This is a genomic window from Pseudomonas sp. 273 (assembly GCF_029201425.1).
Classification (GTDB): Bacteria; Pseudomonadota; Gammaproteobacteria; order Pseudomonadales; family Pseudomonadaceae; genus Pseudomonas; species Pseudomonas delhiensis.
Window position 1 is genome coordinate 3,426,755 of the sequence record NZ_CP116775.1, and the last position, 17,273, is coordinate 3,444,027.

The 17,273-nt window shown below is 69.5% G+C and carries 12 protein-coding genes and 1 pseudogene; 5 read left to right on the plus strand and 8 right to left on the minus strand.

What is annotated here, in order from left to right; genetic code table 11:
* The first annotated feature begins 46 nt into the window (after positions 1-46).
* From aceE to PKO50_RS15890, 5 genes are all read left to right on the plus strand, one after another.
* Positions 47-2,719, plus strand: coding sequence for a pyruvate dehydrogenase (acetyl-transferring), homodimeric type (aceE, locus tag PKO50_RS15870; protein ID WP_275630267.1), 2,673 nt, complete (start codon positions 47-49; stop codon positions 2,717-2,719).
* Entirely contained in the window at positions 2,673-4,301 is a 1,629-nt protein-coding gene (gene aceF / locus PKO50_RS15875; protein WP_275630268.1) for a dihydrolipoyllysine-residue acetyltransferase, read from the plus strand. Before aceE ends, aceF begins: the two co-directional genes overlap by 47 nt.
* Positions 4,302-4,671: 370 nt before the next feature.
* Positions 4,672-6,669, plus strand: coding sequence for an FUSC family protein (locus PKO50_RS15880; protein ID WP_275630269.1), 1,998 nt, complete (start codon positions 4,672-4,674; stop codon positions 6,667-6,669).
* Complete coding sequence (locus tag PKO50_RS15885; protein ID WP_109934897.1) at positions 6,656-6,868, plus strand: DUF1656 domain-containing protein; 213 nt, start codon at positions 6,656-6,658, stop codon at positions 6,866-6,868. Before PKO50_RS15880 ends, PKO50_RS15885 begins: the two co-directional genes overlap by 14 nt.
* Before the next feature lie 15 nt (positions 6,869-6,883).
* Positions 6,884-7,750 carry an HlyD family secretion protein gene (locus PKO50_RS15890; RefSeq protein ID WP_275630270.1) on the plus strand — a complete coding sequence of 289 codons (867 nt, stop codon included), beginning with the start codon at positions 6,884-6,886 and terminating at the stop codon, positions 7,748-7,750.
* 6 nt (positions 7,751-7,756) lie between these two features.
* Here PKO50_RS15890 and PKO50_RS15895 read toward each other — a convergent pair whose 3' ends face one another.
* The 8 genes and pseudogenes from PKO50_RS15895 to PKO50_RS15930 all read right to left on the minus strand — a co-directional run bounded on the left by PKO50_RS15895 (position 7,757) and on the right by PKO50_RS15930 (position 17,084).
* Positions 7,757-9,028: an OprD family porin gene (locus PKO50_RS15895; protein ID WP_275630271.1), complete on the minus strand. Its 1,272-nt coding sequence runs from the start codon at positions 9,026-9,028 to the stop codon at positions 7,757-7,759.
* A gap of 70 nt (positions 9,029-9,098) precedes the next feature.
* A complete protein-coding gene (gene mhpT, locus PKO50_RS15900; protein ID WP_275630272.1) occupies positions 9,099-10,304 on the minus strand; it encodes a 3-(3-hydroxy-phenyl)propionate transporter MhpT in 1,206 nt (401 codons plus the stop codon).
* Between the two features lie 530 nt (positions 10,305-10,834).
* Entirely contained in the window at positions 10,835-11,848 is a 1,014-nt protein-coding gene (gene mhpE, locus PKO50_RS15905) for a 4-hydroxy-2-oxovalerate aldolase (RefSeq protein WP_275630273.1), read from the minus strand.
* Between the two features lie 10 nt (positions 11,849-11,858).
* Positions 11,859-12,773: pseudogene (locus tag PKO50_RS15910) on the minus strand (acetaldehyde dehydrogenase (acetylating)); the annotation flags it as partial.
* Positions 12,774-12,787: 14 nt separating this feature from the next.
* Positions 12,788-13,582, minus strand: a complete 795-nt coding sequence (gene mhpD, locus PKO50_RS15915) for a 2-keto-4-pentenoate hydratase (RefSeq protein ID WP_275630274.1) — start codon at positions 13,580-13,582, stop codon at positions 12,788-12,790.
* Positions 13,583-13,596: 14 nt separating this feature from the next.
* Positions 13,597-14,457 (minus strand): alpha/beta fold hydrolase, encoded by an 861-nt coding sequence (locus tag PKO50_RS15920; RefSeq protein ID WP_275630275.1) that lies wholly within the window; start codon positions 14,455-14,457, stop codon positions 13,597-13,599.
* Positions 14,458-14,473: 16 nt separating this feature from the next.
* Positions 14,474-15,418: a 3-carboxyethylcatechol 2,3-dioxygenase gene (mhpB, locus tag PKO50_RS15925; protein ID WP_275630276.1), complete on the minus strand. Its 945-nt coding sequence runs from the start codon at positions 15,416-15,418 to the stop codon at positions 14,474-14,476.
* 1 nt (position 15,419) lies between these two features.
* Positions 15,420-17,084, minus strand: a complete 1,665-nt coding sequence (locus tag PKO50_RS15930) for a bifunctional 3-(3-hydroxy-phenyl)propionate/3-hydroxycinnamic acid hydroxylase (RefSeq protein ID WP_275630277.1) — start codon at positions 17,082-17,084, stop codon at positions 15,420-15,422.
* Positions 17,085-17,273: the final 189 nt, after the last annotated feature.

Consider the following 17,273-nt stretch of genomic DNA (forward strand, 5'->3'; position numbering starts at 1 on the left):
CAAGGTATTCCGCAATGCACGATATCGACCCCGTTGAAACCCAGGAGTGGCTGGACGCACTGGAATCGGTGCTCGACCGCGAAGGCGAAGAGCGCGCCCACTACCTGATGACGCGCATGGGCGAGCTGGCCAGCCGCACCGGCACCCAGTTGCCCTACGCCATCACCACCCCTACCGCAACAGCATCCCGGTGGGCCACGAGGCGCGAATGCCGGGGGACCTGTTCATGGAGCGGCGCATCCGCTCGCTGGTGCGCTGGAACGCCCTGGCCATGGTGATGCGCGCCAACCACAAGGACCCGTCCCTGGGCGGCCACATCTCCACCTTCGCCTCCTCGGCGACGCTCTACGACATCGGCTTCAACTACTTCTTCCGCGCCCCCACCGAGGAACATGGCGGCGACCTCATCTACTTCCAGGGCCACGCCTCCCCCGGCATCTACGCCCGCGCCTTCATCGAAGGGCGCCTGAGCGAGGAGCAGCTGGAGAACTTCCGCCAGGAGGTGGACGGCCACGGCCTGTCCTCCTACCCGCACCCCTGGCTGATGCCGGACTTCTGGCAGTTCCCCACCGTATCCATGGGCCTGGGGCCGATCCAGGCCATCTACCAGGCGCGCTTCATGAAGTACCTGGAAAGCCGCGGCTTCATTCCCCCGGGCCAGCAGCGCGTGTGGTGCTTCCTCGGCGACGGCGAGACCGACGAGCCCGAATCCCTCGGCGCCATCTCCCTGGCCGGGCGCGAGAAGCTGGACAACCTGATCTTCGTGGTCAACTGCAACCTGCAGCGCCTGGACGGCCCGGTGCGCGGCAACGGCAAGATCATCCAGGAGCTGGAAGGCGTGTTCCGCGGCGCCAGCTGGAACGTCATCAAGGTCATCTGGGGCCGCTTCTGGGACCCGCTGTTCGCCAAGGACACCGCCGGCCTGCTGCAGGCGCGCATGGACGAGGCGGTGGACGGCGACTACCAGAACTACAAGGCCAAGGACGGCGCCTACGTGCGCGAGCACTTCTTCGGCACCCGCCCGGAACTGCTGGAGATGGTCAAGGACCTCTCCGACGACGAGATCTGGAAGCTCAACCGCGGCGGCCACGACCCCTACAAGGTCTACGCGGCCTACCACGCGGCGGTGAACCACAAGGGCCAGCCGAGCGTGATCCTGGCCAAGACCATCAAGGGCTACGGCACCGGCACCGGCGAGGCGAAGAACATCGCCCACAACATCCACGAGATCGACGTGGCCAGCCTGCGCGCCTTCCGCGACCGCTTCGACATCCCGATCCGCGACGCCGACCTGGAGAAGGTGCCCTTCTACAAGCCCGAGCCGGGCAGCGCCGAGGCCAAGTACCTGGCCGAGCGCCGCGCCGAGCTGGGCGGCTCGGTGCCGCACCGCCCGGGCAACGCCTTCAGCGTGCCGGTGCCGCCGCTGGAGACCCTCAAGGCCATGCTCGACAGCACCGGCGACCGCGAGATCTCCACCACCATGGCCTTCGTGCGGATCATCTCGCAGCTGATCAAGGACAAGGAGATGGGCCCGCGCATCGTCCCCATCATCCCCGACGAGGCGCGCACCTTCGGCATGGAGGGCATGTTCCGCCAGCTGGGCATCTATTCCTCGGTCGGCCAGCTGTACGAGCCGGTCGACAAGGAACAGCTGATGTTCTACCGCGAGGACAAGAAGGGCCAGATACTGGAGGAAGGCATCACCGAGGCCGGCGCCATGTCCTCGTTCATCGCCGCCGGCAGCGCCTACAGCAACTACCGCCAGCCGATGCTGCCGTTCTACATCTTCTACTCGATGTTCGGCTTCCAGCGCATCGGCGACCTGGCCTGGGCCGCCGGCGACGCCATGGTCCGCGGCTTCCTGCTCGGCGGCACCGCCGGGCGCACCACCCTCAACGGCGAAGGCCTGCAGCACGAGGACGGCCAGAGCCACGTGCTCGCCTCGGTGATCCCCAACTGCCGCACCTACGACCCCACCTACGCCTACGAGCTGGCGGTGATCATCCACGACGGCGCGCGGCGCATGCTGCAGGAACAGCAGAACATCTTCTACTACATCACCGTGATGAACGAGAACTACCCGCACCCAGCCATGCCCGCCGGCGCGGAGGAAGGCATCATCCGCGGCATGTACCTGCTGGAGGAGGACAAAAAGGACGCCGCCCACCACGTGCAGCTGCTGGGCTCGGGCACCATCCTGCGCGAAGTGGAGGCCGCGGCGAAGATACTGCGCGAGGACTTCGGCATCGGCGCCGACGTCTGGTCGGTGCCCAGCTTCAACGAGCTGCGCCGCGACGGCCTGGCCGTGGAGCGCTGGAACCGCCTGCACCCGGAGCAGAAGCCGGCGAAGAGCTACGTCGAGCAGTGCCTGGAAGGCCGCAAGGGCCCGGTCATCGCCTCCACCGACTACATGAAGCTGTACGCCGAGCAGATCCGCCAGTGGGTGCCGGGCAAGGAATACAAGGTCCTGGGCACCGACGGCTTCGGCCGCAGCGACAGCCGCCGCAAGCTGCGCGACTTCTTCGAGGTGGACCGCCGCTGGATCGTCCTGGCGGCGCTGGAATCCCTGGCCGACCGCGGCGACATCGAGCCCAAGGTGGTGGCCGAGACCATCGTCAAGCTCGGCCTCGACCCGAACAAGCGCAACCCCTGGACTGCTGAGGAGACGCATCGTGAGCGAGCTGATCCGCGTACCCGACATCGGCAACGGCCAGGGTGAAGTCATCGAACTGCTGGTCAAGGTCGGCGACAAGGTCGAGGCCGAGCAGAGCCTGCTGACTCTGGAATCCGACAAGGCCAGCATGGAAATCCCCTCGCCCAAGGCCGGCGTGGTGAAGAGCATCAAGGTCAAGGTCGGCGACACCCTGAAGGAGGGCGACGAAATCCTCGAACTGGAGGCCGAGGGCGCCGCCGCCGAGGCACCCGGGGCAGAAGCTCCCACCCCGGCTGCCGAAGCGCCTGAGGCGGCGCCTGCCGAGGCACCAGCGCCAGCACCGGCACCGCGGGCAAGTGGCGGCGGCGTACAGACGGTGCGGGTGCCGGACATCGGCAACGGCCAGGGCGAGATCATCGAGCTGATGGTCAAGGTCGGCGAGCGCATCGAGGCCGACCAGAGCCTGCTGACCCTGGAGTCCGACAAGGCCAGCATGGAAATCCCCTCGCCCGCCGCCGGCGTGGTCAAGGCCCTCAAGGTGAAGCTCGGCGACACCTTGAAGGAAGGCGACGAAATCCTCGAACTGGAAGCCGAGGGCGAGGCAGCCCCGGCTGCAGCCTCTGCGGCGGCGGCACCGGCAGCGGCGCCGGAAGCCACCCCCAGCGCCCCGGCGCCCGTCGCCGCGCCGGCCAAGGCCGAGGCGCCCCCGCCGGTGGGCGCGCCCAGCCGCGACGGCACCAAGGTCCACGCCGGCCCGGCCGTGCGCATGCTGGCCCGCGAGTTCGGCGTCGAGCTGGCGGAAGTGAAGGCCACCGGGCCCAAGGGCCGCATCCTCAAGGAAGACGTGCAACTGTTCGTCAAGGAGCAGCTGCAACGGCCCAAGGGCGCGGCGGCGGGAGCCGGCGGCGGCGCGGGCATTCCGCCGATCCCGGAAGTGGACTTCAGCAAGTTCGGCGAAGTGGAAGAAGTGGCCATGACCCGCCTGATGCAGGTCGGCGCCGCCAACCTGCACCGCAGCTGGCTGAACGTGCCCCACGTGACCCAGTTCGAGTCGGCCGACATCACCGAGGTGGAAGCCTTCCGCGTGGCGCAGAAGGCGGTGGCGGAAAAGGCCGGCACCAAGCTGACCATCCTGCCGATCCTGCTCAAGGCCTGCGCCCACCTGCTCAGGGAGCTGCCGGACTTCAACAGCTCCCTGGCCCCCAGCGGCAAGGCGCTGATCCGCAAGAAGTACGTGCACCTCGGCTTCGCCGTGGACACCCCGGACGGCCTGCTGGTGCCGGTGATCCGCGACGTCGACCAGAAGAGCCTGCTGCAGCTGGCCGCCGAGGCCGCGGAACTGGCGGAGAAGGCGCGCACCAAGAAACTCCCGGCCGACGCCATGCAGGGCGCCTGCTTCACCATCTCCAGCCTCGGCCACATCGGCGGCACCGGCTTCACGCCGATCGTCAACGCGCCGGAAGTGGCGATCCTGGGGGTGAGCAAGGCGACCATCCAGCCGGTGTGGGACGGCAAGGCCTTCCAGCCACGGCTGATGCTGCCGCTGTCGCTGTCCTACGATCACCGGGTGATCAACGGCGCCGCCGCCGCGCGCTTCACCAAACGCCTGGGGGAACTGCTGGCAGATATCCGAACGTTGTTGCTGTGATCCGCCATGATCGCGGACAGAGTCCGCTCCTACGGTTCCAGGTAGGCGCGGACTCACCGACAATGCCCTACACGAATCCCGTAGGGCGCATAACGCCTACGGCGTTATCCGCCGCCACCCCAGGCACCGACGTTCCGGCCAACGCGGATAACCGCGACGGATGGGCACCGGTGCCACGACGCAGGATGGGTTGAGCGAAGCGATCCCCATCACCACGGCAACATGGGTTTCGCCCAGGCCCACCCCATCCTGCAAAAGGCACGAGCCCATGCCCCTCCCCGTCATCAGCTATGCTGAAACCACGGGTTCGCAAGCACCCCCTGCCGCCACCTGGGCGGGCCGCAAGCCTCAGCCGGAGCCTGTCGACACCGTGTTAGCCAGCCCTGCCCTGACCGCCTTCATCGCCCCCAGCGGCCCCGCCCTGCGCTTCGCCGGCAAGACCCTGCTGGCCGGCGGCATCGCCCTGTGGCTGTCGTTCCGACTGGACCTGGAACAGCCGCAGTGGGCGCTGATGACGGTGTTCATCGTGTCCCAGCCGCTGTCCGGGATGGTCGTCGCCAAGGGCCTGTTCCGCCTGCTCGGCACCCTGGTCGGGACCACCATGGCGGTGGTCATCATGGCGCTGTTCGCCCAGACGCCCTGGCTGTTCCTGCTGGTGGTGGCGCTGTGGATGGGCCTGTGCACCGCGGCCTCGACCCTGCTGCGCAACCATGTGTCCTATGCCTTCGTGCTGTCCGGCTACACGGTGGCGATCATCGCCCTGCCGGCGATCAACGTGCCGCTGCAGGTGTTCGACCAGGCCGTGGCGCGCTGCACGGAAATCTGCCTGGGCATCGTCTGCGCCTCGGTGGTCAGCGCCACCCTGTGGCCGCAACGGGTCGAGGAGAACCTCGCGCGGGTCGCCCGCGAAACCCTGGACGCGGCCCTGCAGGCGGCGACCAATGCGGTGCGCGGCCAGGCACGCGAGCCGGAGGGCATCCTGCAGTTGCTCGGCCGCATCGTCGCCGCCGACGCCCAGCGCGACCACGCCTGGTTCGAAGGGCACCAGGGCCGGCGCCGGGCGCTGGCGCTGCGCACCCTGTCGCGCGACGTGCTGAGCCTGCTGCGCAGCGCCCGCGGGGTGTCGCGCCAGCGGCAGTTGCTCACGCCCGAAGCGGAAGCGCAGCTGCGCCCCTGGGCCGACGAGTTGCTGGCGCTGCTGCCGAGCCATTCCCTCGAGCGGCTGCACGACCTGCGCGACCGCCTGCTGCAGGCCAGCGCCGACGAGGCCCTGGACAACGACCTGCGCTACTGCCTGGCGCGCTGCGCGTTGCTGCTGGTCAAGGCCGAGGCCGCCGAAACGGCCGCCGCCGGGGTGGCCAGCGGCGAGTTCAGCGGCGACGCCAGCAGCGGCCTGTCCTGGCACCGCGACTGGCAGATGGCGCTGTTCTATGGCCTGCGCAGCGCCCTGGCGCTGCTGGGCATCGCCGCCTTCTGGCTGGCCAGCGCCTGGCCGGCGGCGGTGGGCGGCATGCTCATGGCCGGCATCCTCTGCAGCCTGTTCGCCAACCGCGACAACGCCGTGGAGCTGAGCATGAGCTTCCTGCGCGGCATCCTCTACGCGCTGCTGGCAGCCATAGTGGTCGACCAGTGGCTGCTGCCGCAGTGGAACGGCTTCCCGCTGCTGTGCATGGCCCTGGGCGTGCCGCTGTTCTTCGCCGCCCTGGGCATGGCCGGGCCGCCTGTGCTGATCGGCACCGCCACCACCTTCGCCATCCAGTTCATCACCTTCATCGCGCCGCGCAACGACATGCACTACGACTTCGCCAGCCTGCTCAACTCGGCCCAGGCCACGGTCATCGGCGTGGGCTTCGCCGCCATGGTGTTCCGCCTGCTGGCGCTGCCGCCGGACTGGGTGATCCGCCGCCAGGGCCAGGCCATGGCGCTGGACCTGGGGCGCCTCACCCGCTACCCGCTGGCCCAGGCGGAAAGCTGGTTCGGCGGGCGCATGGCCGACCGCCTGATGCGCCTGGCGCGGCACTACGCGCTGCTGCCCCAGGCCCTGCAGCGGCGCTGGCTCGACGGCCTGCTGGCGCTGGACATGGGCAGCGAGCTGCTGCACCTGCGCCACTGCCTGGCCGGCGCCCGGGGCGTGCTGCGCAAGCGCCGGCAGGCCTTCCTCGACCAGCTGGGCGACCTGCTCCAGGCCGGCCCGGCGCCGGGGCGCGAGGCGCGCCTGGACGAACTCTGCGACGCACTGGACGCCGCCCTGCGCAACGACGCCAGCCACCTGGACGAGGACAACCGCCTGGCCCGCGCCGCCCTGCGCCAGCTGAGCCATACCTGGCGCGCCTGGTGCCGCCTGGAGGACGGCCATGAACCTGGTTGAGCTGCCCCTGGGTGGCGTCTACGTCAGCCCGATGTTCCTCTACGCGCTGGTCGCCCTGGCCCTGACCATCGTCCTGCGCAAGCTGCTGCAGGCCACGCCGGCGGGGCGCTGGATCTGGCACGAGGCGCTGTTCGACTGCGCGCTGTTCACCCTGCTGCTGGCCGCCGTCGCCTGGTGCGCCGGCATCGCCAACGGATAACGAGGAGCGCCCGACGTGCGAGCTTTCCTGCGAGTCCTGACCACCCTGCTGGTGGTCGCCGCCGCCGTGCTGGCCGGGCTCTGGCTGTGGCGCTACTACATGCTCTCGCCCTGGACGCGGGACGCCCGGGTGCGCGCCGACGTGGTGGTGATCGCCCCGGACGTGTCCGGCTGGGTCACCGAGCTGCCCATCGTCGACAACCAGAAGGTCAAGGCCGGCGACCTGTTGATGCGCATCGACCGCGACCGCTACCAGGCCAACCTCGACCAGGCCCGTGCCCTGGCCGAGACACGCAAGCAGGAATACCTGCTGCGGCAGAGCGAGGCCGACCGCCGCAGGCGCCTGACCAGCGCGGCGATCAGCGCCGAGGACCGCGAGACCGCGCAGCTCAACGCCAACATCGCCAACAGCCAGTACCAGGAGGCCCTGGCCGCGGCGCGCCTGGCCGAGATCAACCTGCAGCGCAGCGAGGTGCGCGCCCCGCGCGACGGCCAGGTGACCAACCTGCGCCTGGCCCAGGGCAACTACGCGCAGACCGGCCAGGCGGCGATGGCCCTGGTGGACCAGGGCTCGTTCTACGTCACCGCCTACTTCGAGGAAACCAAGCTGCCCGGCATCCACGTCGGCCAGCGCGCGCGGGTGACGCTGATGAGCGGCGAGCGCGTGCTCGAGGGCCGGGTGCAGAGCATCAGCAGCGGCATCACCGACCGCAACGCCCTGCCCGACACCCAGCTGCTGGCCAACGTCGAGCCGACCTTCAACTGGGTGCGCCTGGCCCAGCGCATCCCGGTGCGCATCGAGCTGCGGGAGGTGCCCGGGGACATCCACCTCAGCGCCGGCATGACCGCCACGGTCAACATCGAAGCGGATGCCGCGCGCTGATGGCGCTCACCAGAGCGCCAGCGTGTAGTCGACGTTCAGCCGCAGCTCGTTGTCGTCGCGGTGGGTGGCGCCGGGGGCGAAGTCGTTGCGGTACCAGGCGTGGCGCACACGGAAGGCCACGCCCTTGAAGCTGCCGCTCTGCACCGTATAGGACAGCTCGACGTCCTTCTCGCTCTCGGTCAGGCCGCTGCCGCCGAATTTCGCCAGCTCGACGTTGTCGCCGCGCACGTAGCGCAGCATCCCCTTGAGCCCCGGCAACCCGGCGCCGGCGAAGTCCTGGTCGAACTTCACCTGCCAGCTGCGCTCCTTCGGGTTGATGAACTCGGAGCTCAGGGTGCCCTCGGTGATCACCAGCGGCTCGGTGCCGAACAGGTAGGGCATGGCCGTGTCGCCGTCCAGGCGCATGTAGCCCACGCCCAGGCTGTGGCTGGCCCAGGCGTAGGTGAGCATCAGCGCGCTGTTGCGGTTGTCCACCTTGCCGGCCTTGGCGGCGCCGTCCTCGCCGGTGACGAACAGGCGGAAGTCGCTCTTCAGCCTGCCCGGGCCCAGCGCGCGCTCGTCGACGAAGCCGAAGTAGTCCTTGCGGTACAGCTGGTCCAGCTCGGCGTGGTAGTACTTCAGCGTCAGCTGTTTCGACCAGGCGTAGTCGCCGCCGAGGAAGGTGAACCTGTCCGAGGTGGCGGCGCCGTTGAAGCGGCCGTTGGGCGCGCCGACGCTCATCTTCTGGTAGTCGGTGGAGTCGCGCAGGTTGATGCGGTCGAGCCAGCCGGCGTGCAGCGTCAGGCCGTCGATGTCCTGCGAGCGCAGGTAGGTGCCGCGGAAGGTCTGCGGCAACAGGCGCGTGGGGCTGGCGAAGGCGATCGGCAGGAAGGTGCTGATGGTGCCGGCCTGCAGCTCGCTCTTCGACACGCGCATCTTGGCGGTCAGGCCCAGCTCGGAGTAGTCGTCGGCCGGCTCGCGGGTGACCGGGTCGTAGGGCAGCAGCCCGGTGCCGGCGCGGTCTGCCGAGGAGTCCAGCTTCAGCCCGAGCATGCCCTGGGCATCCAGGCCGAAGCCCACCGGGCCCTCGGTGAAGCCCGACCTGAAGTTGAGGATGAAGCCCTGGGCCCATTCGCGGGCGGCGGCCTGGGGCGTCTCGCCCAGGTAGTTGCGGTCGAAGTAGTAGTTGCGCAGGACCAGGTCGGCGTAGCTGTCGTCGACGAAGCCGGCGGCGCCGGCCGCGGTGGCGGACAGCAGGGCGATGGCGGCGGCCAGGGTGTTCAGGGGTGCCTTGTGCATGGTGCTCTTCACTTTCTTGTAGTTGTACGAAGCCCTGCCGCGCGGGGCGGCATGGGCAGGCGAGGTCGGATCAGTCGGGCAGTTGCGCGGGGCGCCGGGCGGCCAGGCGGAACAGCGCCAGGGCGGCGACCACGATGCCCGGCGCCGAGGCCAGCAGCACGCCGGCGCTGCCGGTGCCCAGGGCGAGCATCTGCCCGGCCACCAGGGGCCCGCTCATGGCGCCCAGGCGGCCCACCGCGACGGCGGCGCCCACCCCGGTGGCGCGCACCCGCGCCGGGTAGAACCAGGGCGCCAGGGCATAGAGCACGCCCTGCCCGCCGGTGGCGAAGAAGCCGGCGACGAAACCGGCCAGCAGCATGCTGCGCAGCTCGGCGGCCAGGCCCAGGCCGGCCAGCGCGGCGAGGATGCCCAGGTACACCAGGGCCGCCGTGGCCCAGGCCGGCAGGCGCTCCATCAGCACGCCGAGGGTCAGGGTGCCGATGGCCGCGCCTATCTGCAGGGCGAACATCACCCAGCTGGCCTGGCTGGGGCTGAAGCCCTGGCCCACCAGCAGGCTGGGCAGCCAGTTGATGAGGATGTAGACCACCATCAGGGTGAAGAAGTAGCTGAGCCAGAGCAGCCAGGTGGCGCCCTGGCCGAGCAGGTCGCGGCGCAGGCTGGCGGGGCTCCCGGACTCCGCGGCGGCGTGGAACCCGCCGGATTCCGGCAGGTACAGCGCCAGCAGCGGCAGGATCAGCAGCGGCACCACGCCGCCGACATGGAACACCAGTTGCCAGTTGCCGGCATAACCGGCGATGCCGATGCCGGCGGCCAGCGCCGCGCCCAGGGGCACGCCACAGTACATCAGGCTTACCGCGCTGCCACGCAGGCGCGCGCCGGCGGCCTCGGAACTCAGGGCGATCAGGTTGGGCAGCGCGGCCCCCAGGCCAACGCCGGTAAGCAGGCGCGCCGCCAGCAGGCTGTGCAGGTCCCAGGCGTGGGCGGTGGCCAGGGAGAACACGCCGAACAACGCCACCGAACCGATCAGCACGCGCTTGCGCCCGACGCGGTCGGCCAGCCAGCCGCCGGCGAAGGCGCCGGGCAGCAGGCCGAGGATGCCGGCGCTGAATACCCAGCCCATCTGCAGCTTGTCCAGCGAGAAGGCCCTGGCCATGCCCGGCCCGGCGATGCCGGCGGCCTGCAGGTCCAGGCCCTCCAGCAGCGCGACCAGGAAGCACAGGCCGAGGGTGGCGAGCAGGCGTGGCTGCTCGCGAAGAATCGCGGTGGAAGGTGTCATGCCGCGGCCCTCCCCTGGCGGGAATACGGGGCGTAGCGGTGGTGCAGCGAAAGGCGATTGCTCATGGGATTTCACCCGTCTTGTTCTTGTAATGGGTGGCGCCGGCCCTCGCGGGGCAGGTGCCGTTCTTTCAACGCCAGCCCAACTCGGCGGCGTGTTTTTGTAGGAGCGCGCCCTGCGCGCGAATCGCAGGCAGGGCCTGCTCCTACAGTCGAGGTGGGGCCCACCGTAGGAGCGGACCTTGTCCGCGATAGCCGGGGGTTCCGGCGCGATTCGCGGATGAGATCCGCTCCTACGGGTTGCCCCTGCACCGTGCCTTTGTAGGAGCGTGCCCTGCGCGCGAATCGCAGGCAGTACCTGCTCCTACAGTTGAGGTGGGGCCCACCGTAGGAGCGGACCTTGTCCGCGATAGCCGGGGGTTCCGGCGCGATTCGCGGATGAGATCCGCTCCTACGGGTTGCCCCGACACCGTGCCTTTGTAGGAGCGCGCCCTGCGCGCGAATCGCAGGCAGGGCCTGCTCCTACAGGGGCTAGGTCGGTGCGTTGAGCAGGTCCAGGGCGACGTCGACGATCATGTCTTCCTGGCCGCCGACCATGCGCCGCTTGCCCAGCTCGACGAGGATGTCCACGGCCTTGATCCCGTACTTCGCCGAAGCCACCTCGGCGTGGCGCAGGAAGCTGGAATAGACGCCGGCGTAGCCCAGGGCCAGGGTTTCGCGATCGACGCGCACCGGGCGGTCCTGCAGCGGGCGCACCAGGTCGTCGGCGGCATCCATCAGCGCGTAGAGGTCGGTGCCGTGGTGCCAGCCGAGCTTGTCGGCGGCGGCGATGAAGACTTCCAGCGGCGCGTTGCCGGCGCCGGCGCCCATGCCGGCCAGGCTGGCGTCGATGCGGTTGCAGCCCTCCTCCACCGCGGCGATGGAGTTGGCCACGCCGAGGCTGAGGTTGTGGTGGGCGTGGATGCCGGTTTCGGTCTCGGGCTTGAGCACGGCCTTCACCGCACGGAAGCGCGCGCGGATGTCATCCATGTTCATGGCGCCGCCGGAGTCGACCACGTAGATACAGGTGGCACCGTAGCTCTCCATCAGCTTGGCCTGTTGCGCGAGGCCTTCCGGGGTCTGCATGTGGCTCATCATCAGGAAACCCACGGTGTCCATGCCCAGCTCGCGGGCGTACTCGATGTGTTGCCTGGAGACATCCGCTTCGGTGCAATGGGTCGCGACACGGACGACGCGGGCGCCAGCGTTGTAGGCAGCCTTCAGGTCGTGGATGGTGCCGATGCCCGGCAGCAGCAAGGTGGCAATCTTTGCGTGCTTCACCGCGTCCGCCGCGGCTTCGATCCATTCCAGATCGGTGTGGGCGCCGAAGCCGTAGTTGAACGACGAACCTTGCAGGCCATCGCCGTGGGCGACTTCGATGGAATCCACCTTCGCCATATCCAGCGCAGCAGCGATGGCGCGCACATCCTCCAGCGAGTACTGGTGGCGGATGGCATGCATGCCGTCGCGCAGGGTCACGTCGGAGATATAGAGTTTCTGGCTCATGCCGAGGCCCCATTGCTTGCGCCATGCGCTCGGCAGTGGCCAACGCGGCGGAGGTCATGATGTCGAGGTTGCCGGCGTAGGCCGGCAGGTAGTGGGCGGCGCCTTCGACTTCGAGGAACACCGAGGTCTTCAGGCCGCTGAAACGGCCGTGACCGGGGATGTTCAGGTCGCGGACCTCGTCGAACTGCACCTTCTGCTTCAGCCGGTAACCGGGGACGTAGGCCTGCACGGCAGCCGCCATTTCCTCGATGGAAGCTTCGACCTTCGCCTGATCCACGGCTTCGGACAGGACGTAGACGGTGTCACGCATGATCAACGGCGGCTCGGCCGGGTTCATGATGATGATCGCCTTGCCCTTGGCCGCCCCGCCGATCACTTCGATGGCCTTGCTGGTGGTCTCGGTGAACTCGTCGATGTTGGCGCGGGTGCCGGGGCCGGCGGATTTGCTCGCGATCGAGGCGATGATTTCCGCGTAATGCACCTTGGCGACACGCGAAACCGCGGCCACCATCGGAATGGTCGCCTGCCCACCACAGGTCACCATGTTCACGTTCAGTGCCTGCAGGTGCTGCTCCAGGTTGACCACCGGCACGCAATACGGACCGATTGCGGCCGGGGTCAGGTCGATCACGCGAAGACCGGGCTTGTGGCCCCGCAGCAAGGCGTCGTTCTTCACATGGGCGCCGGCGCTGGTGGCATCGAAGACGAAGTCGATCTCGTCGAAGATCGGCAGGCGGGTCAGGCCTTCCACGCCTTCGTGGGTGGTGGCGACGCCCATTCGTGATGCGCGGGCCAGACCGTCGGAGGCCGGGTCGATACCGACCATGGCGGCCATTTCCAGGTGCTGCGCGTGGCGCAGGAGCTTGATCATCAGGTCGGTGCCGATGTTGCCGGAGCCGATGATGGCGACTTTGCGTTTGCTCATGGTTTTCTCTCTGCTCATTCGGCGCTGAAGGTCACGCCGACGCGGCCCAGGCCGTCGATCTCGGCGTCGAAGCGGTCGCCCGGGGCCACCGCCACCATGGGCCCGAGGGCACCGGTGAGGACGATGTCGCCGGCCTTCAGCGGGTCGCCCAGGCGGGCCAGGGTGCGCGCCAGCCACACCGCCGCGTTGAGCGGATGGCCCAGGCATTCGGCGCCGCTGCCGGCGGAAGCGTCCTCGCCGTTGCGGCTCATGCGCATGGCCGCGCCGCGCAGGTCCAGGCCGTCGAGGCGGCGGGCCGGGCCGCCGAGCACGAAGCAGCCGCTGGAGGCGTTGTCGGCCACGGTGTCGGCGAAGCGGATGTTCCAGTTGGCGATGCGGCTGCCGACGATTTCCAGGGCCGGCAACACCCAGCCGGTGGCATTGATAACGTCGGCGAAAGTGGTGTCGGTGCCGGGCAGGTCGCGTTCCAGCACCAGGGCGATCTCCGCCTCGATCTTCGGTTGCAGCACGCGGCCGAACGGCACCACTTCGTTGTCGCCGTAGGCCATGTCGGCGAACAGCCCGCCGAAGTCCGGCTGGTCCACGCCCAGCTGGGCCTGCACCTTGGGGTTGGTCAGGCCGATCTTGCGGCCGACCAGGCGCCGGCCGGCGGCCAGGGCGTGGGCGACGTTGAGGCGCTGGATGGCGTAGGCGGCCTCGCCGTTCTCCTCGCCGAGGGTGTCACGCAACGGGGCAATGGCCTCGCCCTGCGTTTCCGCGCGGCGCAGGTCGGCGGCCAGGCGTTCGAGGGTCTCTTGGCTGATGGTCATGGGGCACCTCGGGTTCAGTGCTGGAGGAAGTCCAGCACCAGGCGGTTGAAGGGTTCGGCGTGTTCCCACTGGGCCCAGTGGCCGCAGTTGTTGAACACGTGCAGCGTGGCGTCGGGGATGCCGGCGAGCAGGCGCAGACCGGCGTCCATGGGCACGAAGCGGTCGTTGCGGCCCCAGACGATCAGGGTTTTCGCCCGGATCTCGGGCAGGCGCGGGCCGAAGTCGGGGAACTGTTTGGGGTTGGCGGCGAGGCTTTCGACGAAGTTGTCCAGGTGCTCGCGGCGGCTGAGCATGTTGTCCAGGCGCGTCTGGAACAGTTCCTCGGTGAGGTCGCTGGGGTCGAAGACGAAGACGTTCATCATCCGCTTCAGGTTGTCGATGGTCGGCTCGCGGTACAGGCCGTTGAGCAGCTTGATGCCCTCGGTGGGCATCGGCACGAAGGGGCTGGCGCCGCCGGTGCCGCCGCCCATGAGCACCAGCTTGCCGACGCGCTGCGGGTTGGCCAGGGCGAAGGCCACGGCGCTGTGGGCGCCCATGGAGTTGCCGAGCAGGTGCACGCGCTCCAGCCCCAGCACGTCGAGCAGGCCCTTGAGCACCGTGGCGTTGAGGTCCGAGCGCGAGCCGCGGCAGACGATGGGGTCGCTCCGGCTCCAGCCGGGGCAGTCCATCAGCACCACGCGGTAGCCGGCGGCCAGCAGCGGTTCGAGGTTGCGGCTGAAGTTGGCCCAGCCGCTGGCGCCGGGGCCGGAGCCGTGGAGCATCACCACGGTCTCGGCGCCCTCGCCCAGGTCGTTGTAGTGCAGCTGCAGGTCCAGGTCGCCTTCGCGGATGCGGGCGAAGCGGCTGCTGGCGGCTTCGCTGATGTCGATGGTCATGGGCAGGTCCTCTGGGTCAGGTAAGGGAGTGGGCGGACAGCGAGCCGAAGCCGGCGATCCATTCGGGGATCGGCCGGTAGTAGCGCTCGCGGGCCTGGTAGGGGCCGAAGGCGGACAGGGCGGCGAAGGCGGCCACCCAGGTCTTCACCTCGTGGGTGGACTTGCCGGCCAGGGCCGACAGCTCGGCGTTACCCAGGCCGTCCAGCTCGGCGAAGCGCCGCTGTTCCAGCAGGTCGAGGAAGTGGTTGTCCCACTCGGGGTTCAGTGGGTGCAGCGAGTTCGGGTCGGCGACGAAGCCTTCGGCGGCGCTGATCACCCGCTGCTGGCGGGCCTGGCGCTCGTCCGCCGGCAGGTCGCGGCCGCTGCCCATCAGGCGGTCGGCCATGCGCGCGTCGACCCTGGCCAGCTCCGGCACCGGCGGCTGGTGCGACAACCCGCCGGAGCCGAGGAACAGCACGCGCTTGCCGGTGGAACGGGCGAAGCGGCCAATGGCCTCGCCCAGCAGCCGGGCGCGCTGGAAGCCCGGCAGCGGCACCGCCACGCCGTTGATGAACACCGGGATCACCGGCTTCTCGGCGAGGCCGCCGAGCAACAGTTCCAGCGGCTGGGCGAAGCCGTGGTCGACCTGCATGCGGTAGGACACCGCGGCATCCACCCCCGCCTCCAGCACCGCCGCGGCGCAGGCCTCGGCGGTTGCGCGGGGCACGTCCAGCGGCCCGGCCAGGCTGTGGAAGTCGCCGATGGCGTGGGCGGCCATGCCGATGCAGAAGGACGGCATCACGTCATAGAAGAAGCCGTTGTAGTGGTCCGGGGCGAACAGGAACACCAGCTGCGGGTCGAAGGCGGCGATGCGCGCGCGGGCGGCGGCGACCACCTCGTCCACCTCGGCCAGCACCTCGGTGGCCGGGTCGACGTAGCCCACCAACGGAGTGTGCGACAGGCAATGCAGGTAGGCGCTCATCTCAGGCCACCCTGGACGCCAGCGGCGCCTGCTGCCGGGCCTGGGGGATGGCGGCCAGCGCGCGCAGCAGCTGGTCGCCGACCTGGCCGAGGGTCTGCGGGATGGCCACCCCGGCGACGAAGCGGTCCGGGCGCAGCAGCACGATGGAGGCCGGGTAGCGGCCGAACCACTCCTTCAGACGGCCACTGCTGTCGCCAACGCGGATCACGCCCTCGGGCACCTTGCATCCGGCCTTGAGCTGCACCTCCGGCAGTACCTGGATGAAGCGCGTGCCCAGCGCACGCCAGGCCTCGACCTGGGCGCTGGAGAGCCCCCAGAGCGGGTCGCTGCCCCAGGCGATGATGGCGAAGTTGCTGCCGATCACATCGTCCAGCAGCACAGTGTCGCCGGCCTCGGTACGCACCTTCGGCTGGATGAACATGCGCCCCACCGGCGAGGCCTTGCCGCCCTGCTCCGCCACCAGCGCGCCCTTGGCGTACCGCGGCATCGGCTTGAAGCGCATCTCCAGGAAGTAGCGCTTCACCGGCGGCAGGTAGTTGAGCAGCCAGGAGATGCCGTCGCGCAGCGCGCCCTGCCAGCGCCTGGGCGGCGCCAGCACATGGCCGGCCAGCACCGAGAGGTCGATCATCGCCTTGGCGTGGTCGCGGCGCTCCTGCTCGTAGGTATCCAGCAGCGCCTCGCCGGCCAGGCCCTCGACCACCAGGGCCAGCTTCCAGGCCAGGTTGCTGGCGTCGCGCATGCCGCTGTTGTAACCCTGGCCCTGCCATACCGGCATGATGTGCGCGGCGTCGCCGGCGAGCAGCACGCGCTTGACGCGGAACTGCCCGGCCAGGCGCGCATTGTGGGTGTAGACGCGCTTGCGGATCAGCTCGACGCGGTCCGGGTCGGGCAGCACCTTGGCCAGCAGCTGGCGCAGGTTTTCCGGCTTGCCCAGTTCCGCCTCAGTCTCGCCGGGCATCACCATGAACTCGAAGCGGCGCACGCCGTGGGGCAGCGCGGCGGAGACGTAGGGCCGCACCGGGTCGCAGCAGAGGTAGACGTTGGGGGTGCCCAGTGGGTCGTTGGCGACGTCGATGACGATCCACTGGTTGGGTGCGGTCTTGCCTTCGAAGGACACGCCCAGGGCGCGCCGCACCAGGCTGTTGCCGCCGTCGCAGGCTACCAGGTAGCGGGCGCGCACGGTTTCCACGCGGCCCTCCGGGGCGTTCAGGCGCAGGCTGACGCCCTCCTCGTCCTGCTGGAACTCCACCAGATCGCGGGAGAACAGCGTCTTCACGTTGGCGAAGCGCGCCAGGCCGCGATGGAGCACGGCGTCCACCTGCGGCTGGATGAAGGCGTTGCGCCGCGACCAGCCGAACTCGTCGGTCATCGGCTGGATGTCGGCGAAGCAGCGGCCCCCGGGGGTCAGGAAGCGCATGGCGTGCCAGGGCGTGGTGTGCGGCAGCACCTCGTCGACCAGGCCGATGGCCTGCACGGTGCGCAGCGATTCGTCGTCGATGCCGATGGCGCGCGGGTAGTCGATCAGCTGGTCGAGCTTCTCGAGCTGCAGCACCTGCACCCCGACCTGGCCGAGGTAGTTGGCGATGGCCAGGCCCACGGGGCCGGCGCCGAGCACCACCACGTCGGCGGTGTAGTCGGGGCTGTGAACGGGACTATTGGTGGTCATTGTCGTGTCCTCGGCACTGCCCGGCGACCGGCCCCGGAAGAATCTCGGGCAAGCCGGGGCCGTCCCCACGCACGAGGCGCAAGGTGGTCGCTGGGGGCTGTTCGGGTGGTTAGGTTCTAGCGGATGCTCGCCACGCTTCTGGACGAAGACGCGGGGGCGGACGGGAAGGACGCCACCGGCGGGAGGCTC